At 72.7% G+C, this 21,913-nt stretch carries 20 protein-coding genes; 16 read left to right on the forward strand and 4 right to left on the reverse strand.

Features of this window, described 5'->3' with window-relative positions; all coding sequences use genetic code 11:
* Positions 1-106: 106 nt before the first annotated feature.
* Entirely contained in the window at positions 107-655 is a 549-nt protein-coding gene (locus tag ACFY3I_RS22085) for a hypothetical protein (RefSeq protein WP_390862063.1), read from the reverse strand.
* A gap of 276 nt (positions 656-931) precedes the next feature.
* Here ACFY3I_RS22085 and fmt point away from each other — a divergent pair, with 276 nt between their 5' ends.
* From fmt to ACFY3I_RS22105, 4 genes are all read left to right on the forward strand, one after another.
* Positions 932-1,864, forward strand: a complete 933-nt coding sequence (fmt, locus tag ACFY3I_RS22090) for a methionyl-tRNA formyltransferase (RefSeq protein ID WP_390862064.1) — start codon at positions 932-934, stop codon at positions 1,862-1,864.
* Positions 1,865-1,947: 83 nt separating this feature from the next.
* Positions 1,948-3,375: a transcription antitermination factor NusB gene (locus tag ACFY3I_RS22095; RefSeq protein WP_365296723.1), complete on the forward strand. Its 1,428-nt coding sequence runs from the start codon at positions 1,948-1,950 to the stop codon at positions 3,373-3,375.
* A 130-nt stretch (positions 3,376-3,505) separates the two neighbouring features.
* Positions 3,506-4,192: a ribulose-phosphate 3-epimerase gene (rpe, locus tag ACFY3I_RS22100; RefSeq protein ID WP_390862065.1), complete on the forward strand. Its 687-nt coding sequence runs from the start codon at positions 3,506-3,508 to the stop codon at positions 4,190-4,192.
* A 78-nt stretch (positions 4,193-4,270) separates the two neighbouring features.
* Positions 4,271-5,314, forward strand: a complete 1,044-nt coding sequence (locus ACFY3I_RS22105; protein WP_365296727.1) for a sugar-binding domain-containing protein — start codon at positions 4,271-4,273, stop codon at positions 5,312-5,314.
* 180 nt (positions 5,315-5,494) lie between these two features.
* On the opposite strand, the gene ACFY3I_RS22110 is transcribed toward ACFY3I_RS22105, so the two are convergent.
* Positions 5,495-6,112 carry a TetR/AcrR family transcriptional regulator gene (locus ACFY3I_RS22110; RefSeq protein WP_390862066.1) on the reverse strand — a complete coding sequence of 206 codons (618 nt, stop codon included), beginning with the start codon at positions 6,110-6,112 and terminating at the stop codon, positions 5,495-5,497.
* A 71-nt stretch (positions 6,113-6,183) separates the two neighbouring features.
* Complete coding sequence (locus ACFY3I_RS22115) at positions 6,184-7,479, reverse strand: MFS transporter (RefSeq protein WP_390862067.1); 1,296 nt, start codon at positions 7,477-7,479, stop codon at positions 6,184-6,186.
* 261 nt (positions 7,480-7,740) lie between these two features.
* Between ACFY3I_RS22115 and ACFY3I_RS22120 the strand changes: the two genes are divergently transcribed.
* The 3 genes from ACFY3I_RS22120 (at position 7,741) to ACFY3I_RS22130 (ending at position 10,859) form a co-directional block, all read left to right on the forward strand.
* Positions 7,741-8,715, forward strand: coding sequence for a Dyp-type peroxidase (locus ACFY3I_RS22120; protein ID WP_390862068.1), 975 nt, complete (start codon positions 7,741-7,743; stop codon positions 8,713-8,715).
* Between the two features lie 141 nt (positions 8,716-8,856).
* On the forward strand, positions 8,857-10,299 hold the full coding sequence (locus ACFY3I_RS22125) for a GuaB1 family IMP dehydrogenase-related protein (protein ID WP_390862069.1): 1,443 nt from the start codon (positions 8,857-8,859) through the stop codon (positions 10,297-10,299).
* 107 nt (positions 10,300-10,406) lie between these two features.
* Positions 10,407-10,859, forward strand: a complete 453-nt coding sequence (locus ACFY3I_RS22130) for an Lrp/AsnC family transcriptional regulator (protein ID WP_046726552.1) — start codon at positions 10,407-10,409, stop codon at positions 10,857-10,859.
* A gap of 182 nt (positions 10,860-11,041) precedes the next feature.
* On the opposite strand, the gene ACFY3I_RS22135 is transcribed toward ACFY3I_RS22130, so the two are convergent.
* The gene (locus tag ACFY3I_RS22135) at positions 11,042-11,782 is read right to left on the reverse strand and encodes a GntR family transcriptional regulator (protein ID WP_365294400.1); all 741 of its coding nucleotides are present in this window, start codon (positions 11,780-11,782) and stop codon (positions 11,042-11,044) included.
* Positions 11,783-12,015: 233 nt separating this feature from the next.
* Here ACFY3I_RS22135 and ACFY3I_RS22140 point away from each other — a divergent pair, with 233 nt between their 5' ends.
* The 9 genes from ACFY3I_RS22140 (at position 12,016) to ACFY3I_RS22180 (ending at position 21,862) form a co-directional block, all read left to right on the forward strand.
* Entirely contained in the window at positions 12,016-13,176 is a 1,161-nt protein-coding gene (locus ACFY3I_RS22140) for an ABC transporter substrate-binding protein (protein ID WP_390862070.1), read from the forward strand.
* Complete coding sequence (locus ACFY3I_RS22145) at positions 13,173-14,072, forward strand: ABC transporter permease subunit (protein ID WP_365294397.1); 900 nt, start codon at positions 13,173-13,175, stop codon at positions 14,070-14,072. Before ACFY3I_RS22140 ends, ACFY3I_RS22145 begins: the two co-directional genes overlap by 4 nt.
* A complete protein-coding gene (locus ACFY3I_RS22150) occupies positions 14,057-14,875 on the forward strand; it encodes an ABC transporter permease subunit (RefSeq protein ID WP_365294395.1) in 819 nt (272 codons plus the stop codon). The genes ACFY3I_RS22145 and ACFY3I_RS22150 overlap by 16 nt, the downstream gene beginning before the upstream one ends.
* Before the next feature lie 3 nt (positions 14,876-14,878).
* Complete coding sequence (locus ACFY3I_RS22155) at positions 14,879-15,964, forward strand: ABC transporter ATP-binding protein (RefSeq protein WP_390862071.1); 1,086 nt, start codon at positions 14,879-14,881, stop codon at positions 15,962-15,964.
* Between the two features lie 185 nt (positions 15,965-16,149).
* Positions 16,150-17,601, forward strand: a complete 1,452-nt coding sequence (locus ACFY3I_RS22160) for an HAD-IA family hydrolase (protein WP_390862072.1) — start codon at positions 16,150-16,152, stop codon at positions 17,599-17,601.
* Positions 17,602-17,695: 94 nt separating this feature from the next.
* Entirely contained in the window at positions 17,696-20,116 is a 2,421-nt protein-coding gene (locus tag ACFY3I_RS22165) for a nitrate- and nitrite sensing domain-containing protein (protein ID WP_390862073.1), read from the forward strand.
* Positions 20,106-20,534: a roadblock/LC7 domain-containing protein gene (locus tag ACFY3I_RS22170; RefSeq protein WP_390862074.1), complete on the forward strand. Its 429-nt coding sequence runs from the start codon at positions 20,106-20,108 to the stop codon at positions 20,532-20,534. The genes ACFY3I_RS22165 and ACFY3I_RS22170 overlap by 11 nt, the downstream gene beginning before the upstream one ends.
* Before the next feature lie 7 nt (positions 20,535-20,541).
* Positions 20,542-20,922, forward strand: a complete 381-nt coding sequence (locus ACFY3I_RS22175; RefSeq protein ID WP_390862075.1) for a DUF742 domain-containing protein — start codon at positions 20,542-20,544, stop codon at positions 20,920-20,922.
* 151 nt (positions 20,923-21,073) lie between these two features.
* Complete coding sequence (locus tag ACFY3I_RS22180; protein WP_390862076.1) at positions 21,074-21,862, forward strand: carbon-nitrogen hydrolase family protein; 789 nt, start codon at positions 21,074-21,076, stop codon at positions 21,860-21,862.
* Positions 21,863-21,913 lie beyond the last annotated feature (51 nt).

A 21,913-nucleotide genomic window follows, 5' to 3' on the forward strand; every position in this document is an offset into this window, starting at 1 on the left:
CGGCGTGCGGCTGATTCCCGGTGGGTCGACGGCTGCCCTCCCGGATGTGTGCCGGGAGGGCAGGGACGGGCGCGGTGGCCCGCGGAAGGTCAGCCGTCCGGCCCGGTCAGCCGTTGCGCGGACCGGGAAAGGCCGTCGGCCGCACCTCGTCGCGCAGGGTGGGGCTGCCCGCGGTCGGCTGGGTGGGCATGGAACGGGCGGCCGGGACCGTGGGTACCGCGGGCAGACCGGTGCCCATGTTGAGCGTGCGGGTGGCGGCCGGCTCGGCCGGCCGGTCCGTCTCGGTGGCCGGCGCCGACTGGGCCGTGGCGCGGCGGGCGCCGTAACGGCGGTGCACCGCCTGCTTGGTCACCCCGAGCGCGGAACCCACCGCGTCCCACGAGAAGCCGAGCGAGCGGTCGAAGTCCACGGCGGCCGTGACCAGGGTTTCCACGCTGTCCCGGAGTTCCTGGGCGAGGCGGACCGTCGGGGCGGGGGCGCGTCCGTAGACGACGAAGCCCGTGGACGGCCCGGAGCGGCGCGGGCGGTAGACGTTGCCCAACTGGGCGGTGAGCGTGCGCAGTGCGTCCACCTGTCGGCGGACCCGCTCGATGTCCCGCACCAACAAGTGCAGGCTGGCCCGGGCCTGGGCGTCGTGGGTTGCGTGGTCGGCCATGAACAAGCCTCTCGAACCGGCGTTGAAAGGAATGGGCCGCGCGTGCGGCCCGTTGTGGTCAACTCTTCCTTGACCAACGCGTGGGCGCGCCGCTGGTCACGGTGAGGGGGCGTACGGGCATATGCGTACGCCGTGTTCTGCCGCCCGCGCACCGCTCGTTCCCGTCGTCGTCGGTCCTACGGTCCGCGGGGGTGTTCGCCGTCGGCTGCCCGCGGTTCGCGGCATAGACTTGTGCGTTGCCCGTGTTCGTCGTGTCCGAGAGGCCCTCAGTCGCCCATGAAGCTCGTCTTCGCCGGTACCCCGGAAGTCGCCGTTCCCGCCCTGGACGCTCTCATCGCCTCCGGGCGGCACGAGGTGGCCGCCGTGGTGACGCGGCCCGACGCGCCGGCCGGGCGGGGTCGCAGGCTGGTCGCCTCGCCCGTGGCCGAGCGGGCGATGGAGGCCGGCATCGAGGTGCTCAGGCCGGTCAAGCCGCGCGACCCGGAGTTCCTGGAGCGGCTGAGGGAGATCGCGCCGGACTGCTGCCCGGTGGTGGCGTACGGCGCGCTGCTGCCGCGGGTCGCCCTCGACGTGCCGGCCCACGGCTGGGTCAACCTGCACTTCTCCCTGCTCCCCGCCTGGCGCGGGGCGGCTCCCGTGCAGCACTCCGTGATGGCGGGCGACGAGATCACGGGCGCCTCCACCTTCCTCATCGAGGAGGGCCTGGACTCCGGACCCGTCTACGGGACCGTCACCGAGGAGATCCGGCCCACCGACACCAGCGGTGACCTGCTGACCCGGCTCGCGTTCGCCGGGTCCGGGCTGCTCGCCGCCACCATGGACGGCATCGAGGACGGCACGCTCAAGGCCGTGCCGCAGCCGGCCGACGGCGTCACCCTCGCCCCGAAGATCACCGTCGAGGACGCCAGGATCGACTGGTCGGCCCCCGCGCTGCGGGTCGACCGGGTGGTGCGCGGCTGCACCCCCGCCCCCGGCGCCTGGACCACCTTCCGCGGTGAGCGGCTCAAGCTGATCCAGGTCGCCCCGGTGCCCGACCGGACCGATCTGGCGCCGGGCCGGATCGCCGTCGGGAAGAACAGCGCGCACGTCGGGACCGGGTCGTACGCCGTGGAACTGCTCTGGGTGCAGGCCCAGGGCAAGAAGCCGATGCGGGCCGCCGACTGGGCGCGCGGTGTGCGCATCGGCCCCGAGGAGACCCTCGGCGACTGAGCCGCCCGTCCCGGCAACGGCTTCCCGGTGCGCGCGGCGTACGCTGGGAGTCGCCTCATTCCCATACCCGGAGCACCTTTTTCGTGAGCCAGCAGTCCCGGGGGCCGCGCCGGCCCGCCAAGCCCTACCGCCGTCCCCAGAAGGACCCCGTCCGTCTCCTCGCCTTCGAGGCGCTGCGCGCCGTGGACGAGCGGGACGCGTACGCCAACCTCGTCCTGCCGCCACTGCTGCGCAAGGCGCGGGAGAAGGAGGGCCCCGACAGGTTCGACGGGAGGGACGCGGCCCTCGCGACCGAGCTGGTGTACGGGACGCTGCGCCGCCAGGGGACGTACGACGCGATCATCGCCGAGTGCGTGGACCGGCCGCTGCGCGAGGTCGACCCGCCGGTGCTGGACGTGCTGAGCCTCGGCGCGCACCAGCTGCTGGGCACCCGGATCCCGTCCCACGCCGCCGTGTCCGCCTCCGTCGAGCTGGCCCGGGTGGTGCTCGGCGACGGACGGGCCAAGTTCGTCAACGCCGTGCTGCGCAAGGTCGCTCAGGACGATCTCGACGGCTGGCTCGCGAAGGTCGCGCCCCCCTACGACCAGGACCCCGAGGACCATCTCGCCGTCGTGCACTCGCACCCGCGGTGGGTCGTCTCCGCGCTCTGGGACTCGCTGGGCGGGGGCCGCGCGGGCATCGAGGACCTGCTGTCCGCCGACAACGAACGGCCCGAGGTGACGCTGGTCGCCCGGCCCGGGCGGGCCACCACGGAGGAACTGCTGACCGAGGAGGCGGCCGTGCCGGGGCGCTGGTCGCCGTACGCGGTGCGGCTCAGCGAGGGCGGGGAGCCCGGCGCCGTCGAGGCCGTCCGGGAGGGCCGGGCCGGGGTGCAGGACGAGGGCAGCCAGCTGGTGGCCCTGGCACTGGCCAACGCGCCGCTGGACGGGCCCGACGGGACCTGGCTCGACGGCTGTGCCGGTCCCGGCGGCAAGGCCGCGCTGCTCGCCGCGCTCGCCGCGGAGCGCGGGGCCGTGCTCCTGGCCTCGGAGAAGCAGCCGCACCGGGCCGGCCTGGTGGCCAAGGCGCTGGACGGCAATCCGGGGCCCTACCAGGTCGTCACCGCCGACGGCACGCGGCCGCCGTGGCGTCCCGGCACCTTCGACCGGGTGCTGATGGACGTCCCCTGCACCGGTCTGGGCGCCCTGCGCCGACGCCCGGAGGCACGCTGGCGCCGGCGGCCCGAGGACCTCGAAAACTTCGCTCCGCTGCAGCGGGCGCTGCTGCGGACGGCCGTCGACTCGGTGCGGGTGGGCGGGGTGGTCGGGTACGCCACCTGCTCACCGCATCTCGCCGAGACCCGGGCGGTGGTCCAGGACGTGCTGAAGCAGCGCCCGGACACGGAACTGCTGGACGCGCGTCCACTGCTGCCGGGCGTCCCGGACCTCGGCGAGGGCCCGGACGTCCAGCTGTGGCCGCACCTGCACGGCACGGACGCGATGTACCTGGCACTGATCCGCAGGACCGGCTGATCCCGGTGCGCCCCGGAAGGGGCGCGGGGAACTGCGCGATCAGCCCCCACCGTCCGGTGGCCGGGGTCCGACCGCGACCACCCCGGAACCCCACGCGGCCCTCCCCGGCAGGGCATGGCACGCTTGACGCATGGCCGCGCAGATCAACCCCAGCATCCTGTCCGCCGACTTCGCCCGCCTCGCGGACGAGGCCAGGGCGGTCGAGGGCGCCGACTGGCTCCACGTCGACGTCATGGACAACCACTTCGTCCCGAACCTCACGCTCGGCGTACCGGTCGTAGAATCCCTGGCGCGGGCCACGGACACCCCGCTGGACTGCCATCTGATGATCGAGGCCCCCGACCGGTGGGCACCCCAGTACGTCGAAGCGGGGGCCTCCTCCGTCACCTTCCACGTGGAGGCGGCGGCCGCTCCGGTACGGCTCGCGCGCGAGATCCGCGCGAAGGGCGCGCGCGCCTCCATGGCGCTCAAGCCCGCGACACCCATCGAGCCGTACGAGGACCTGCTCCCCGAGCTGGACATGCTGCTCATCATGACGGTGGAGCCGGGATTCGGGGGACAGGCGTTCCTCGACATCATGCTGCCGAAGATCCGCCGCACCCGGGAGTTGATCGGCAAGCACGGACTGGAGCTGTGGCTGCAGGTCGACGGCGGAGTCTCGGCGGCGACGATCGAACGGTGCGCGGACGCGGGAGCCGACGTTTTCGTGGCAGGTTCCGCGGTGTACGGGGCAAACGACCCGGCAGAGGCGGTACGTGCACTACGCACCCAGGCCGAGGCGGCCACGGCTGCCGCGTCCTGGGCGTGCGACCACTGAGGTACGGGAACGTGAACGGCTCCGATCAGGGCTGATCGACTGCGCCGGATCTGCAAGGATGAACGGCGTATCCAGAGTGTGAACAGCAGTGAGGAGATGGCCGTGTCGGGTATGTCGGCGGGCCGGTCAGCCATGCGGATGGGTCCCGCTGAGCTGGTGCAGGCGGCGGCCATGGCCCGCCGCTTCTACCTTGAGGGCAAATCCAAGATCCAGATCGCGGAGGAGTTCGGCGTCAGCCGCTTCAAAGTGGCCCGGGTGCTGGAGACCGCCCTCGAAAGGGATCTCGTACGCATCGAGATCCGGGTGCCGGCCGAACTGGACGCCGAGCGCTCCGACGCGCTCCGCGCCCGCTACGGCCTGCGGCACGCCGTCGTGGTCGAGTCCCCGGCCGAGGCGGAGGAGACCCCCGACCCCGAGAACCTCGGCGAGGTGGCCGCCGACCTGCTCGGCGAACTCGTCAACGAGGGCGACGTGCTCGGCCTCGCCTGGGGCCGCTCCACCATCCACATGGCCGCGGCTCTCGACCGGCTGCCCCCGTGCACGGTGGTCCAGCTGACGGGCGTGTACGACGCCGGGACCTCGGAGCGCGGTTCGGTCGAGGCCGTACGGCGCGCCGCCCAGGTGTCCGGCGGCGACGCGCACCCGATCTACGCGCCGATGCTGCTGCCGGACGCGGCCACCGCGGCCGCGCTGCGCAACCAGACCGGTATCGCCCGTGCCTTCGAGTACTTCGACAAGGTCACGGTCGCCTGCGTCTCCATCGGCTCCTGGGAGCCCGGCATCTCGACGGTGCACGACATGCTCAGCGACGAGGAGCGCGCGCACTACGCCACGCTCGGTGTCGCCGCCGAGATGGCCGCGCATCTCTTCGACGCCGAGGGCCGCCGGGTCGGACGCGACCTGGGGGAGCGGTGCATCACGGTCAAGGCCGACCAGCTGCGCCGCATCCCCGAGGTCGTGGCGATCGCGGGCGGGCAGCGCAAGGCGGCCGCGATCGACGCGGTGCTGAGGTCGGGACTGGTCACCAGCCTCGTCACCGACACCTCGGCCGCCGACTACCTGATGACGGCGGGGCCCACGCCCAAGTCGACGCTCAACCGTTCCGACCCAGACGGTTCCTGACGGAGACGACCGCTGCGGCACCGGTACCGGTGACAACGCTGCCGAGGGGGCGAACTCCCTTGCCGCTGGAGCCGGTTCCCGGTTCCGGGACCGATTCCCGGTTCCGGGTCCCGGCCTGTCCGGGCGACGGCCCGTCCGCCCGCCCGGCGCCGGTGGCCGCCGGTCCCCGGGGTCGAGGTCTCAGGAAGCGGGCTCCCCGGAAGCGGGGTCCGCGGGGCGGCGGGGCAGCGTCGCGTCGATCAGGACGGCGGCGGCCTGCCGGGCGACCAGGCCCGCCGACGGGTCGCGGTCCATCCGGGCGGACACGCCACCCCCGTCGTACAGCAGGTGGAGCTGGCGGGCGAGGTTCTCGGGATCCGGGGCACCGGCTTCCCGGGCGAGGTCGGTGAACAGCGCCCGGACCCAGGCGCGGGAGGCGTCGGAGGCCTCTTCGATGGCGCTGCCCTGCTTGGCCTCCGCGCTGGCCGCGAGGAACGCGCACCCGTGGTAACCCGGCTGGGCGTACAGCGCGGCCTGCGCGTCGAAGACGGCCAGCAGGCGTTCCCGTGGATCGTCGGTGCCCTCGACGGCGCGCTGCAGACGTCCGGACAGCCTGCCGTTCCGGGAGTCGAGGTAGGCCCGGATGAGCTCTTCCTTGCCGCCGAAGGTGTTGTACAGCGAGGCCTTGGCGACCCCGGCGCGCTCGATGATCCGGTCGATCCCGACCGACTGCACGCCCTCCGCGTAGAACAGCTCGTCCGCGGCCGCGAGCAGCCGCTCCCTGGCCGTGGGAGCCTTGGCGCCCGACGTCTTCGTCATGCCAATCACCTTCCCGAGACTTCCACTCTACGGATGACCAGACCGGTCTACTCAGTCACCGGCTCACCGGCTCACCGGCTCACCGCGTCGGCGCGCTCGTTGTCGCGGACCTCGTCGGCGGGCGCTCCGCCGGCGGCGACCAGTACGCCGGGCGCGCTCCGCGGCCCGCGGCGCAGCAGCAGGGCGGCGAGGGCCAGCAGCGCCAGGGCGATGACCACCGCGCCGTACTCCTCGGAGGTCGGGACCAGTCCGCCGCCGTGCACCACCAGCGTTCCGGCGATCACGGACGGGACGCCCATGCCGAGGTAGGCGACGACGAACAGCAGGGACAGCACGCCGGAGCTCTCGTGCGGCCTGGTCAGCGGCAGCACGGTGCGGATGCCGCCCTGGAAGCCGCTGCCGAAGCCGAAGCCGGCGACGGCCGTGCCGACGAAGAACAGCACCGGTGCGCTCCGGTCGACGGCCAGCAGCGTCAGCGCGACGCCCACGACCAGCGCGCCGATCCCGGTGTACATCACGGTCGTCGCGCGGGCGGATCGGAACACTAGGACGGCGGCGGCCGCGACGAACGCGAGGACGAAGAGGCCGAGCCCCCCGTAGACGGCGGAGTCGGAGCCGACCAGGGTGCGGACCAGGGCGGGGCCGAGGGAGCCGTAGAACCCGGCGAGCGCCCAGACGGCGAAGATGACCGGGGCGACGGCGAGGGCGGCGCCGCGGACCGTGCGCGGGAGCTTTATCTCGGGTACCAGGGTGGCCAGCGCGCCGGGCGCACGGGTGACCGTCTCGTCGATCAGGGTGATGGCGACGGCCTGGGCCACGAACACGCCGAGCAGGCCGAGGTAGATCGTGTGGGTCGGCGCGGGCAGGTACTGCACGACGAATCCGCTGACCAGGGCGCCCGTCGCGGTGCCGAGGCCGGGGGCGAGGGCGTTGGCCACGGTGCCCCGGGCACGGTTGATGTCCATCATCGCGGCGCCGACGGCGCCGAGGGCGGCGCCGGTGGACAGTCCCTGCACGATGCGGGCGACGAGCAGCTCGCCGACGCCGGAGGACGTGGAGAACAGCACCATCGCGACGGCCTGGGCGGCGATCGCGGTGATCAGGACGGGGCGGCGGCCGACGTGGTCCGAGAGCTTGCCGAGGACCAGCAGACCGGAGAGCACGGCGATGGCGTAGATGCCGAACACCACGGTGGTGGTGATCGGGCTGAAGCCCCATTCGGCCTGGTAGGACGCGTAGAGGGGGGTCGGCGCGCTGGAGGCGGCGAGGAAGGAGACGACGATGGAGGCGAGCACGTAGAACGCCGCGCGGGGCGGGATCGGCCTGCCCGGCGCCTTGTGCCGGGCGTGCTGTGCGGGGTGTGTCATCGGAGAGATCCTTAGCGGTGACGGTGCTGGAGATCGTCGGTCACGGTCGCGTTCTTTGAGTAGACCGGTCTGTCTACGTGACCAGGTCAACCCCATAGACAGGTCTGTCTATTCCGGTGCGGCGAAAAAACTTCGCGAGACCGCGTGGCGATATCCGGGCCGGCGTGTGGAGCGTCTGCGCCGACCGGGCGGCGTCAACCCCGATCATGTGTACGGCGCACGTGTAGGACGGGCCGAGAACCGATCGCATCGGAGGACGCGGTGAGCACTGAACCCCAGCCCGCACGGGAAACCGAACCGCAGCCGGTTCTGGGCCCGTTGACCACGGCCGCGATCTTCCTGGTGGTCGGCGTCCGTCCCGGCCACGAGTCCGAGGTGCGGGACGTGCTGGGCGATCTCGCCGCGCTCCGGCGCAGCTTCGGGTTCGGTGCCCCGGACGCCGCCCTGAGCTGCGTCGCGGGGATCGGCTCCGCGGCCTGGGACCGCCTGTTCGACCACCCGCGCCCGGCCGGGCTCCGTCCCTTCCGGCCCCTGGAGGGCGCCAGGCACACCGCCGTCGCCACTCCGGGCGACCTCCTGTTCCACATCCGCGCCACCCGCTTCGACCTCTGCTTCGGACTGGCCGCCGAGATCATGCGCCGGCTGCGGGACGCGGTCACCGTCGAGGACGAGGTCCAGGGCTTCAAGTACCTCGACGCCCGTGATCTGCTGGGCTTCGTGGACGGGACCGCGAACCCCGAGGGCGCCGCCGCCCGCAGGGACGTGCTGATCGGCGCGGAGGACCCCGCGCACGCCGGTGGCAGCTACGTGGTCGTGCAGAAGTACCTGCACGACCTCGACGCCTGGAACGCGCTGCCGGTCGAGACCCAGGAGCGCATCATCGGCCGGACGAAGCTGACCAACATCGAACTGGAGGAGCCCGGCTCGCACGTCGACCTGAACACCGTCGAGGGACCCGACGGCAGGGAACAGGACATCGTGCGCGACAACATGCCCTTCGGCAGCCCGGGGAAGGGCGAGTTCGGCACCTACTTCATCGGGTACGCCCGTACCCCGGACGTCATCGAGCACATGCTGCGGAACATGTTCCTCGGCACCGAAAACGCCCGCCACGACCGGATCCTCGACTTCTCCACGGCGGTCACCGGCACGCTCTTCCACGTGCCGTCCGGCGACTTCCTCGACGACCTGCCGCCGGCACCCGCCCTCGGACCCGCCCGGAAGGCGGGCCTGTAGCTTCCTCCCAAGCGGCGCTGACCTGCCTGGACGTTCGTCCCGGGCACCGCATACCGGTCGCCGTGGGACAATGAAGTACGTGCTCTTCCCTCTGGCCGGCCGGTCCGGGGGTCACCTCTGATCGACCGGGATGTGCGGCACGTGCGTTTCCTCAATGACATCCAGCCCGCGTACGACCTGACGTACGACGACGTCTTCATGGTGCCCAGCCGCTCCGCGGTCGGCTCGCGCCAGGGCGTGGATCTCGCCTCGCCGGACGGCACCGGCACCACCATCCCGCTGGTGGTCGCCAACATGACGGCCATCGCGGGCCGGCGGATGGCCGAGACGGTGGCCCGGCGCGGCGGACTCGTCGTCATCCCGCAGGACATCCCGATCGACGTGGTCACCGACGTCATCACCTGGGTCAAGAGCCGCCACCTGGTGCTGGACACCCCGATCGTGCTCGCCCCGCACCAGACCGTCGCCGACGCGCTGGCCCTGCTGCCCAAGCGCGCGCACAACGCGGGCGTCGTCGTCGACGAGGACGGCCGCCCCGTCGGCGTCGTCACCGACCGGGACCTCAGCGGCGTGGACCGCTTCACCCAGCTGGCCGAGGTCATGTCCCGCGACCTGCTGCTGCTCGACGCGGACATCGACCCGCGCGAGGCGTTCAACCGGCTGGACACGGCCAACCGCCGCTACGCCCCGGCCGTCGACGGGGACGGCAGGCTGGCCGGCATCCTCACCCGCAAGGGCGCCCTGCGCGCCACCCTGTACACCCCGGCCACCGACGCGCGGGGCAGGCTGCGGATCGCCGCCGCCGTCGGCATCAACGGGGACTTCGCGGACAAGGCCAAGCAGCTGCTCGACGCGGGCGTCGACACGCTCGTCATCGACACCGCGCACGGCCACCAGGAGTCGATGATCAGCGCGGTCAAGCTGGTCCGCGGCCTCGACCCGAAGGTCCCGATCGCGGCCGGCAACATCGTCTCCGCCGAGGGCGTCAAGGACCTCGTGGACGCGGGCGCGGACATCATCAAGGTCGGTGTGGGCCCCGGCGCCATGTGCACCACCCGGATGATGACCGGCGTCGGCCGGCCGCAGTTCTCGGCGGTCCTGGAGTGCGCCGCGGAGGCGAAGAAGTACGGCAGGCACGTCTGGGCCGACGGCGGTGTCCGGCACCCGCGGGACGTCGCCATGGCACTGGCCGCGGGCGCGTCCAACGTGATGGTCGGCTCCTGGTTCGCCGGCACCTACGAGTCGCCGGGCGACCTCCAGCAGGCCGCCGACGGCCGGCTGTACAAGGAGTCCTTCGGGATGGCCTCGGCACGCGCGGTACGCAACCGGACCTCCGAGGAGTCTGCCTACGACCGGGCCCGCAAGGCGCTCTTCGAGGAGGGCATCTCCACGTCCCGGATGTTCCTCGACCCGGCCCGGCCGGGCGTCGAGGACCTGATCGACTCGATCATCGCGGGCGTACGGTCCTCGTGCACGTACGCCGGCGCGGGCTCCCTGGAGGAGTTCGCCGAGAAGGCGATCGTGGGGATCCAGAGCGCGGCCGGGTACGCGGAGGGCAAGCCGCTGCACGCGAGCTGGAGCTAGCCGCCTCGCCGGGGGCGCCGTTTCAGGACGGCGGCGGGGCTCGTGTTCTACTTCCCTTACGGCTGTCGCCGGTCCCGTCCTGCACCACCTGAAAGCTGAACCACCCCTTGCTGAACGATCTCGACGAACGCATCGTGCACGCCCTCGCCGAGGACGCCCGCCGCTCCTACGCGGACATCGGGCAACTGGTCGGCCTGTCCGCGCCCGCCGTCAAACGGCGCGTGGACCGGCTGCGCGCCACCGGAGCGATCACGGGTTTCACCGTGCGGGTCGATCCGGCGGCCCTCGGCTGGGAGACGGAGGGGTTCGTCGAGATCTACTGCCGGCGCAACACCTCGCCCGAGACGATCCAGCGGGGCCTGGAGCGGTACCAGGAGGTGGTGGCCGCGTCCACGGTCACCGGGGAGGCCGACGCGGTCGTGCAGGTCTTCGCGTCGGACATGCGGCACTTCGAGCGGGTGCTTGAGCGGATCGCGGGGGAGCCGTTCGTGGAACGCACCAAGTCGGTACTCGTGCTGTCGCCGTTGCTGCGCCGGTTCTCCTCCGGGGCGCCGGGGTAAGGGGCGGGATCGGCCCGGGATCGGCCCGGGGGTGACAGTGGAGTGCCGGGTGGGGGCGGGTGGGGGTTGCTCGCGCAGTTCCCCGCGCCCCTTCAGGGCACGGTAGTGCCGCTTGCCAAGGGGCGCGGGGAACTGCGCGACCAGCCACGGACCACCCGCACCCGGAAACGCGCCGGCACCCACTACCCCGCGGTCATCCGCGCCAACGCGTTGCTGCCGATCGAGTTGTGCACGCTGAAGCTCACCGCGTCGGACCGGTAGCGGTCGTCGGACCACTCCACCGGGCGCCCCTCCCGGGTCGTGGTCACCCGCCGCACCCGCAGCAGCGGGCTCGACCGGCGGACCCCGAGCAGGTCGGCGTCCCGTGCCCCGCAGGCGACCGCGTCGATCACGTGCTCGCCGTAGGCGAAGACCAACCCCGTGTCCTCGTACAGGCGTTGGGTCACCGACGGGCACTCCGGCTCGATCGCGGCCACCGCCGGGGAGATCCAGTCCGCGTACACCGTGCGCTCCAGCAGCACCGGCTCGCCGTCCAGTCCGCGGACCCGCAGTACGTGCAACACGTCGGTGCCGAGGGGCAGCTGGAGGCGGACCGTGTCCTCCTGGGTGGCCGGGCGGTACTCCTGGGACACCACGTGTCCGGTCGCCTCGCGCCCCATCGACCGCGCCCACTGCGCGAAACTGCGCAGCTCCGCGAAGCTCTGGCTGCGCCGGCTGGCCAGTACCACCCGGCGGGCGCCCTGGCGGGAGCCGATCAGTCCCTCGGAGGTGAGCGCGGCGACGGCCTGCCGGACGGTGCCGCGGGACACGCCGTACTGAGCCGCCAGCTCCGTCTCCGCGGGGAGCCGGCTGCCGACGGTGTACTCCTCGCGGTCGATGGCGCGCCGCAACTCGTCGGCGATCTCCTCGTGTCGCGCCGTCATGCTTCCCCTCTGATCGGGCTGCTGTGCACAGCGTGACCAGCCTAATCGACGTTCATGGGTGATTCGTGTCAGCCGCGAATGTGCAGGGAATCAGGGGCCGGTGTTTGGGCCGTGTTCATGAACAGGTCACTCGCGCCGGGCGTACTGGGGTCAACTTGTTCAGACAAGTTCGCTCGGCGCCAGCCACAGCGCCGACCACAGCGCCACCCTCGTGCGTACTCCCTGGAGAGACCGTGATCGTGTCCCTGCCGAGAACCGCCGTCCTTGGCGGCTCCCTCGCCGTCGTAGCCGCGCTCGCCCTGAGCGCCTGCGGCGCCGCCCCCGACAACGCGTCGTCCACCACCTCCGACGGCAAGAACGCCGCCACCGCCACCTCCGCCGCCGACCTCGGCGGCATGGACAAGCTGGTCGCCGCGGCGAAGAAGGAGGGCGCGCTGCACATCATCGCCGTGCCCCGTGACTGGGCCAACTACGGCGCCATCATCGACGGCTTCCAGAAGAAGTACGGCATCAAGATCGAGGACGAGAGCCCCGACGGCTCCAGCCAGGACGAGATCAACGCCGTGACCTCGCGCAAGGGCCAGGACCGCGCGCCGGACGTGCTCGACCTCGGTTCCTCCTTCGCGCTCAGCGCCGCCCAGCAGGGGCTGCTCGCGCCGTACAAGGTGACCACGTACGGCGACATCCCCACCGCCCAGAAGGACCCGCAGGCGCGCTGGTTCAACGACTACGGCGGCTACATCTCCATCGGCTGCGACGCCAAGCGCGTCAAGACCTGCCCGACCACCTTCGCCGACCTGCTCAAGCCGCAGTACAAGGGCCAGGTCGCCCTCAACGGCAACCCGACCAAGTCCGGCTCCGCCTTCGGCGGCGTGTACGCGGCCGCACTCGCCAACAAGGGCTCCTTCGACGACATCCAGCCCGGTCTGGACTTCTTCGCCAAGCTGAAGAAGAACGGCAACTACACGCCCGTCGAGTCCACCCCGGCCACCGTCGAGAAGGGCGAGACGCCCATCTCGATCGACTGGGACTACCTGAACGCCGGTTACGCCGACGAGTTCAAGTCCAAGGGCGTGGACTGGAAGGTCGCCATCCCGTCCGACGGCCAGTACGCCCAGTACTACTCGCAGGCCATCAACAAGGACGCCCCGCACCCGGCGGCCGCCCGCCTGTGGCAGGAGTACCTGTACAGCACCGAGGGCCAGAACCTGTGGCTCAAGGGCTACGCCCGCCCGGTCCTGATGACCTCCATGGACTCGGCCGGCACGCTGGACAAGACCGCCGCCGCCAAGCTCCCCGCGGTCTCCGGCTCGCCGTCCTTCCCGACCGAGGCCCAGCAGGACAAGGCCAAGACCGTCCTCTCCTCCGGTTGGTCGAAGGCCGTCTCCGGATGACGGCCACGCTCACGCGGGCCGACGTGGCGTCCGCCGCTTCCCAGAAGCGGCGGCGCCGCGCCCCCGGCTGGCTGGCCGTCGTCCCGCTGCTGCTCTTCACGGCCGTCGCCTTCGGGCTGCCGGCCGTGGCCATGCTGAACGGCGCCTTCACGGTCAAGGACCCGGCGACCGGGGTGTCCTCGTACACCGGGAGCAACCTCACGGACTCGCTCCAGGGGCCGTACCTCACCGCCCTCGTCGGCAGCGTCAAGCTGTCCGCGCTCTCCGCCCTGATCGCCGCCGTCCTCGGACTGCCGCTCGCCCAGGCCGTGGTCAGCTCCCGCTCCCGAGCGCTGCGCGAGGCCGTGCTCACCGCCTCCGGTGTGCTCGCCAACTTCGGCGGTGTACCGCTGGCCTTCGCGTTCGTGGCGACCCTCGGCAACGCCGGTGTGCTCACCGTGCACCTGCACCTCGCGGACCACGGCTGGAACCTGTACAGCTTCTGGGGCCTCGTCCTGGTCTACCTGTACTTCCTGATCCCGCTGATGGTCCTCACCATCACCCCCGCCCTGGACGGACTCCGCGCGCAGTGGCGGGAGGCCGCGCTGAACAACGGCGCCACCGGCGTGCAGTACTGGCGTTTCGTGGCCCTGCCGGTGCTCGCGCCCTCGCTGCTCGGCGGGCTCGTGCTGCTCTTCGGCAGCGCCTTCGCGGCCTACGCCACCGCCGCCGCGATGGTCGGCAGCGCGGTCCCGCTGGTCACCCTGCAGATCGCCGACGCCCTCTCCGGCAACGTCCTGGTCGGCCAGGAGAACGTGGCCCTCGCCCTCAGCCTGGACATGGTGCTGGTGGCCGGCGTGGTGATGGCCGTGTACCTGCCCCTGCAACGACGGAGTGCCCGATGGCTCGACGCCTGACCCCCTGGCGCTGGGCCGTCCTAGGCCTCGCCGCCCTCTACTTCCTGGTCCCGCTGGGCGCCTCCGTCGTCTTCACGGTCGACGTGCCCGGCCAGGGCGTCACCTTCGACGCCTACAGCCAGATCCTGTCCGCCGACGGGTTCACCTCCAGCCTGCTGCTCTCCCTCGAGCTGGCCGTCGCCACCATCGCCGTCGTGCTGCTGCTGATGGTGCCCGCCGTGGTCGCGCTGCGGCTGAGCGCGCCGAAGCTGCGGCCCGTCGTCGAGATCGTCTGCTCGCTGCCGCTGGTGGTGCCGCCGATCGCGTTCGTCGCCGGCATCGCGAGCGTTCTCAAGTGGGGACCGGACCACCTGTCCCGGACCCCGCTGTTCGAGACGTTCGTCGCCATCCAGAACCCGGACTTCCCGTTCGTCCTGGTCCTCGCGTACGTCGTGATGGCGCTGCCCTTCGTGTACCGGGCGCTGGACGCCGGACTGCGCGCGATCGACGTGCGCACCCTCGTCGAGGCCGCCCGCAGCTGCGGTGCCAACTGGCCGCAGGCGCTGGTGCGGGCCGTACTGCCCAACCTGCGCGGGGCGCTGCTCAACGCGGCCTTCCTCACTCTCGCGCTGGTGCTCGGCGAGTTCACCGTCGCCCGGCTGCTCGGCTTCCAGCCCTTCGCGGTGTGGATCTACAACGTCGGCGGCTCGCAGGCCCAGATGTCCGTCGCCGTGTCCGTGCTCAGTCTCCTGGTGACCTGGGCCCTGCTCCTCGCGCTCGCCGGTGCCGGCGGCCGTGACCGAACCGCTTCCTCCCGGGGATGAACCATGAGTGTCAGCACGCCTGAGAAGGCCACCGCCACCGCCGCCACCGCCGCCACCGTCGAATTCCGCGCCCTGCGAAGGGAGTTCGGCACCACCGTCGCCCTCGACGGACTCGATCTCACCGTCCGGCCCGGGGAGTTCCTGGCCCTGCTCGGCCCGTCCGGCTGCGGCAAGACCACCGCGCTGCGCATGCTCGCCGGGTTCGAACACCCCGACTCCGGCGCCGTGCTGGTGGACGGCGAGGACGTCACCTCGGTGCCCGCGCACCGCCGCGACGCCGGGATGGTCTTCCAGTCGTACAGCCTCTTCCCGCACCTGAACGCCGTCGACAACGTGGCGTTCGGGCTGCGCATGCGCAAGGTCCGCACCTCCGAACGGCGCGCCCGGGCGGCCGAGTTGCTGGAGCTGGTCGGGCTCGGCGACAAGGGGGAGCGGTTCCCGCACCAGCTCTCCGGCGGCCAGCAGCAGCGCATAGCCCTCGCCCGCGCCCTCGCCCTGCGGCCCCGGGTGCTCCTGCTCGACGAGCCGCTGTCGGCCCTCGACGCCAAGGTCCGGCTCACCCTCCGCGAGGAGATCCGCCGCCTGCAGCAGGAACTCGGCATCACCACGCTGTTCGTGACCCACGACCAGGAGGAGGCGCTGTCCGTCGCCGACCGGGTCGCGGTGATGCGCGCCGGGCGGCTCGAACAGTGCGCGGAACCCGCCGAGCTGTACGGACGGCCGGCCACCGCCTTCGTCGCCGAGTTCGTCGGCACCATGAGCCGGATCCCGGGCACGGTCAAGGACGACCGGGTCGAGGTGCTCGGTCAGCGGCTGCCGCTGGACGGACCGGCGCCGGACGCGAGCGAGGTCGACGTGCTGGTGCGGCCCGAGGCGGTCCAAGTGCGCGCGGACGCCACCGGTACGGCCACCGTCGTCGCCACCGCCTTCCTGGGCGCGGTCGTCCGGGTCACCGTACGGCTCGCCGACGGCACCGAGGCCAAGGCCGATCTGGCCGCCCACGAGGCCGCGGGTCTGGGTGCCGGCGCCGCGGTGAGCGTGTCGCTGCCCGAAAGGCCGGTGCTGGTGGCCGACCGTACCCGGAGGTAACGCTTCCGGCCCCCCTGAAAAAAGACCACGCTTCCGGACCCCGACCGGAGACGACACATCCGGACCCCGACCGGATACAACGCTTCCGGACCCCGACCGGATACAACGCTTCCGGACCGTCCAGAAGCCTCGCTTCCGGATGTCCGGAGGCTTCCCGCAGCCCAGACGTGAGGAATGACGACAACGTGACCCCCCACCCCCGACTCCCGCTCCAGGCCGTCCTGTTCGACATGGACGGAACGCTCGTCGACACCGAGCGACTGTGGTGGGAGGCGGTGGAACGCGTTGCCGGGCGGACGCTCGGCGAATCCGACGAGCCCGAGGTGCTGGGCCGGCCGGTCGAGTACACCGCCCACTGGCTGGCCGGCCGCACCGGCAGGTCCGGCGCCGATCTCGCGGCCGAACTCCACCGGGAGTTCACGGACCGCGTCCGCACCGGCATCGTGCCCCGCCCCGGCGCCCTCGACCTGCTGGACGCGCTCGCCGCCGCCGGCGTTCCCACCGCCCTGGTCACCGCGTCCCCACGCGCGGTCGCCGACCTCGTGCTCGACGCGCTCGGCGCGGGGCGGTTCGCCGCCTCCGTCACCGCCGACGACACCGGTCGCACCAAGCCCGCCCCCGACCCCTACCTCGCCGCCTGCCGCGCGCTCGGCGTCGACGCGGCCGCCTGTGTCGCCGTCGAGGACACCGAGACCGGAGTGGCCTCCGCCGAGGCCGCCGGCTGCGCGGTCCTCGCCGTCCCCTCGCTGGCACCGATCGGCGAGGCCCCCGGCCGGACCGTCCGGGACACCCTCGTCGGAGTCACCCCGAAGCAGCTCAGCGACATGGCCGTACCCGAACTGCGGGTCATGTCCTGGAACCTGTGGCTCGGCGGCAGCCGGATCGACGACGCCCGGGCCAAGCAGATCAAGGCCGTCGTCGACGCCGGGGCGGACGTCGTCGGCCTCCAGGAGACCGCCGGCACCTCGGCCGCGGAACTCGCCGAGGCCCTCGGCTGGCACCACCACACGGCCGGCGAGAACCTCGGGATCATCAGCCGGTATCCGATCACCGCGCGGCTGGGCGACCCGGAGGTGGGGTTCTACGGAGCCGCCGGGGTACGGATCGCCGTACGTCCCGGACGCGAGGTCGACGTCTGGACCGCGCACCTGCACTACACCCCGTACGGGCCCTACGAGTTCCACTTCGACGGGCTCGGGGCGGCCGAACTGATCGACCACGAGGAGGTCCGGCTCGGGCAACTGCGCGAGGCGCTGCGGCGGATCGGGGACGGTCCGGTGCCCGTGGTGCTCGTGGGGGACTTCAACTGCCCCTCCCACCTGGACTGGACGGACGTGGAGTGGCCGGTGACCAGGGCCGCCGAGGAGGCCGGGTTCCGTGACTCCTACCGGGAGGTCCACCCGGATCCGGTGACCGCGCCGGGGCACACCTGGTCGCCGGTCCACCCGGTGGCGGAGGACGGCAGCGGGCGGCCCGAGCCGCAGGACCGGATCGACTACGTGCTGCACAGGGGGCTGCGCGTACTCGACTCCCGGACCTGTGTCAGCGGTGTTCCGGCGCCCTGGCCGGACGTGGCGGGCAACGACTGGCCCTCCGACCACGCGGCGGTCGTCAGCACGTTCGCCGTCGAGTACTGACCGGGTGTCACCAGAGGCAACCATTGCGGTCACCGGGGGCATCCCGTAGTTTGTGCCGGGCTACTTACTCGCTGGTAACACCGGTAGGCAATCCATGCGCTGGACAGTCGGCCGATCCACCACCGTCCGCGCGCGGATCGTGGCACTCGCCCTCGCACCGGCCGTCGCACTGACGGCTCTGTGGACCTTCGCCATGGTCTCCGTCACCGCCCAACTGCGCGCGCTGATCAGGGTCCAGGGGGTGTACGAGGACTTCGGCACCCCCGTGGACACCGCCGTCGGGCAGCTCCAGACCGAGCGGCGGCTGTCGGCGGCCTACCTCGGCGGCCGGCTCTCCACGGCCACCGCCGCCGACCTGCTGGCACAACAGCGGCGCACCGACCGGGCGGTGGGCGCCATGCGGGACGCGATCCGGGGCGGTGACCGCGGACGGCTCAGCGACGGGCAGCGCGCGAGCCTGGACGCGATGGTGGCCGCCACCGGCGGGCTGGAGGCGCTGCGCGCGCGGGTGCTGTCCCGGAAGATCTCCTGGGACACCGCCGTCACCGACTACAACGCCCTCGTGGAGCCCGGCTTCGACGTCCAGTCGGCCCTGACCGCACTCCAGGCCGGACAGCTGGCCCGGGAGGCGCAGGTCCTCGTCGAGCTGGTGCGGGTGCGGGAGTTCGTCTCACGCGAGGACGCGCTGGTCGCGGGCGCCCGGGCCGCCGGACGGCTCACCGACGGGCAGTACGACGGCCTCACCGCGGCCATCGAGGACCGCCGGGTCTTCGAGCGGACCTACGTGCCCGACCTGCCCGCCGACTCGCGGGCGCTGTTCGAGCGGTTCCAGCACGGCGCGCTGTACACGTCCCTGGTGCGCGGCGAGGACGCGCTGCTGCGGGCCGGCGCGGACCGGGCCGGTGCGGCCGTCGCCGCGGACACCTGGCGGTCGACCACCGACCGGGCCGTCAAGCGGTACATGCAGCTGGCCACCGACTCGGCGCGCAACTGTGCCGCGCGCGGACGGGCCTTCGCCTACCGGGAGTTGACCAAGGCGGCCGTGGTCGGTGCGGTCGGGCTGGCGGCGGTGGGGCTCTCGCTGTGGTTCACGGTGCGCGGCGCGCGCCGCATCTCACGCCGTCTGGAACAACTGCGGGACGCGGCCGACCTGCTCACCGCCCGCCGGCTTCCCGCCCTGATGGTCAGGCTGAGCGCGGGCGAGGACGTCGACGCGGTCACCGAGGCGCCACCGCTGGCCGCCGGGGAGGCCGGCCACGACGAGATCGGGGACGTCGCCCGGTCGTTCAACAGGGCGCGGCTGGCCGCCGTCGAGGCGGCGGTGAAGCAGGCCACCCTGCGCAGGGGCCTGTTCGCGGTCCTCCTCAACATCGCGCGCCGCAACCAGGCCCTCGTCCACCGCCAGCTGAAACTCGTCGACACACTGGAGCGGCGGACCGACGACCCGGCCGTGCTGGGCGAGTTGTTCCGCATCGACCATCTGACCACCCGGATGCGCAGGCACGCGGAGAGCCTGATCATCCTCTCCGGTGCCACCCCCGGGCGGCGCTGGCGGCGGCCCGTGCCCGTCGCCGACGTGGTCTCCTCGGCGGTCGGCGAGATCGAGGACTACCCGCGGGTCGTGGTGCCGCCGATGCCCGAGGCGGGGGTCGCCGCGGACGCGGTCGCCGACGTCGTGCACCTGATCGCCGAACTGCTGGAGAACGCCACGGCGTTCTCGCCGCCGCACACCGAGGTCACCCTGCGCGCGGGGCGGGCCGGACACGGCTTCACCCTGGAGATCGACGACCGGGGCCTCGGGCTGGACGCCGCCCAGGCCGCCGAGGCCCACCGCACCCTCACCGACCCCGAGGCCTTCGACCCGACCCGCCACGACCGGCTCGGCCTCTACGTCGTGGGCCGCCTGGCCGCCCGGCACGGCATCGAGGTGACCCTGCGGGAGTCCCCGTACGGGGGCACCACCGCGGTGGTGCTGCTGCCGGCGACGGTGCTCGCGGAGCCCGACGCGACCACGGGCGCCCTGCCCGCTCCCACCGCGAAGGGCCCGCACGCCTTGCCGGACACGGACACGGACACGAACACGGAAATGGGCATGGGCATGGGCACGGACTCGGGCACGGGCACGGAGTTGGACACGGGCACGGGTGCGGGCACGGGCACGGGTGTGCCGTCGGGTGGGGTCGGCGCGGTGGCAGCCGCCGACGGGCCGCCGCGCGGTCCCGACGGCCCGGCGGTGACCGACGTCCGACCGGACGGAACCGCGGCGAACGGTCCCGGCGGGTCCCGCACGGCCGCCGCCCCCGCGCTGCCCACCCGCAGGCGCCAGGCCTCCCTCGCCCCCGGACTGCGCGCCGAGCCGGAGCCCGGGCGGCCGCGTGACCTGGACGCCGACGAGATGAGGGCGGTCTTCGGAGCGTTCCAGCGGGGCCTGGCCCGCGGGCGCAGCGGACTGCCCCTCGACACGGACGAGCCGACCGCCACCGAGGAAAGGACGCCCCACGCCGATGACCACTGACAACAACCCCGCCCCGGAGCCGGGCGCGGCCCCCGGCAGCGACCTCGGCTGGCTTCTCGACGACCTGGTCGCCCGGACCGACCACGTCCGGCAGGCCGTGCTGTTCACCGCGGACGGGCTGCCGCTCAGCCACTCCGAGGGCATGCGGCGGCGGGACGTCGAGCATCTCGCGGCGGTCTGCTCCGGCTTCCACAGCCTGGCCCGCTCGGCCGGAGACCGGTTCGCGGCCGGAGAGGTGCGGCAGACCATGGTGATGCTCGACGACGCCTACCTCTTCGTCACCCCGGCCGGGCACGGCAGCCGGCTGGCCGTCCTCAGCGACGTCCGCACCGACATCGGACAGCTGGCCCACGAGATGGCCCTGCTCGTCCGCCGCCTCGGCCGCCACCTGGACGCGGCCGCGCGCTCGGCCCCATGACCCCGCGGTGAGCGACGAGCACTGGTACGAGGACGAGACCGGTTCGCTGGTCCGCCCCTACACCGTGACGAGGGGCCGCACCGCGCCGTCCGGGCGGCACACGATCGACCTGATGTCCCAGGTCACGGCGGTGGACGCGGAGCCGGCCCGGCTTCGCGTCGACCATGCCGGGGCCGCGCTGCTCGCCCTGGTGCGGCGCGGTGCCCGGCCGGTCGTCGAGCTCGCCGCGGACGCGGACCTGCCGCTCACCGTCGTGCGCGTGCTGCTCGGCGACCTCGCCGAGGCCGGCCTGATCCGTATCGACCGGCCGCGTCGGGTGCCGGGCAGCGGCCCGGTCGCCGACCCGGCCCTGCTGAAGGAGATCATCGAGCGGCTGAGGGAGCTGTAGGGGGACGGCCGGCGCAACGAATCGCCGCCGGACACCTGTATCACGCAACGAACCGCCCGGCCACGCGCAACGGCTCCTCCTTGTCCGGTCCGGCCTGCGGACTTAACGTCTAAATGGCCCCAGAACCCCTCCGTACCCGGTGAGGACCCGCATGCGCACCGCCCTGCTCCAGAGCTCCGGCCGCCCCGGCTCGACCGTCGAGAACCTCAAGGCGCTCGACGACGCCGCCGGCCGGGCCGCCGCCGCGGGCGCCGCGCTGCTCGTCGCCCCCGAGATGTTCCTGACCGGCTACGCGATCGGCGACGGCATCGGCCGCCTCGCCGAGCCCGCCGACGGCGACTGCGCGGACGCGATCGCCGAGCTGGCCCACCGGCACGGCGTGGCGATCACCTACGGCTACCCGGAGCGGGCCGGAGACGTGGTCCACAACTCCGCCCAGCTGATCTCCGCGGACGGCACCCGGCTCGCGAACTACCGCAAGACGCATCTCTTCGGCGGCTTCGAGCGCGACCACTTCACGCCGGGCGAGCAGCCGGTCGTGCAGGCCGAGCTGAACGGCCTGACCGTCGGGATCATGATCTGCTACGACGTCGAGTTCCCGGAGCCGGTCCGCGCGCACGCCCTGGCCGGGACCGACCTGCTGATCGTGCCGACGGCCAACATGCACCCGTTCCAGCTCGTCGCCGAGTCGCTCGTCCCGGTGCGGGCCTGGGAGAACCAGATGTATGTGGCGTACGTCAACCGGGTCGGTCTGGAAGGCGAGTTCGACTTCTTCGGGCTCTCCGGCCTGGCCGGCCCCGACGGCGTGGCGCGGGCCCGCGCCGGACGTGGCGAGGAACTCCTTCTCGCCGACGTCGACCCGGCCCTCCTCGCCGCCTCCCGCGAGGCGAACCCCTACCTGAAGGACCGCCGGCCCGGCCTCTACGGGTCCCTGGCCTGACCTCCCCCCGCTCTCCCTTCCCCATTCTTCTCGCAGGTCGCAAGTCGCAAG

The organism is Streptomyces sp. NPDC001068 (assembly GCF_042897315.1).
In the GTDB taxonomy this organism is placed as follows: domain Bacteria; phylum Actinomycetota; class Actinomycetes; order Streptomycetales; family Streptomycetaceae; genus Streptomyces.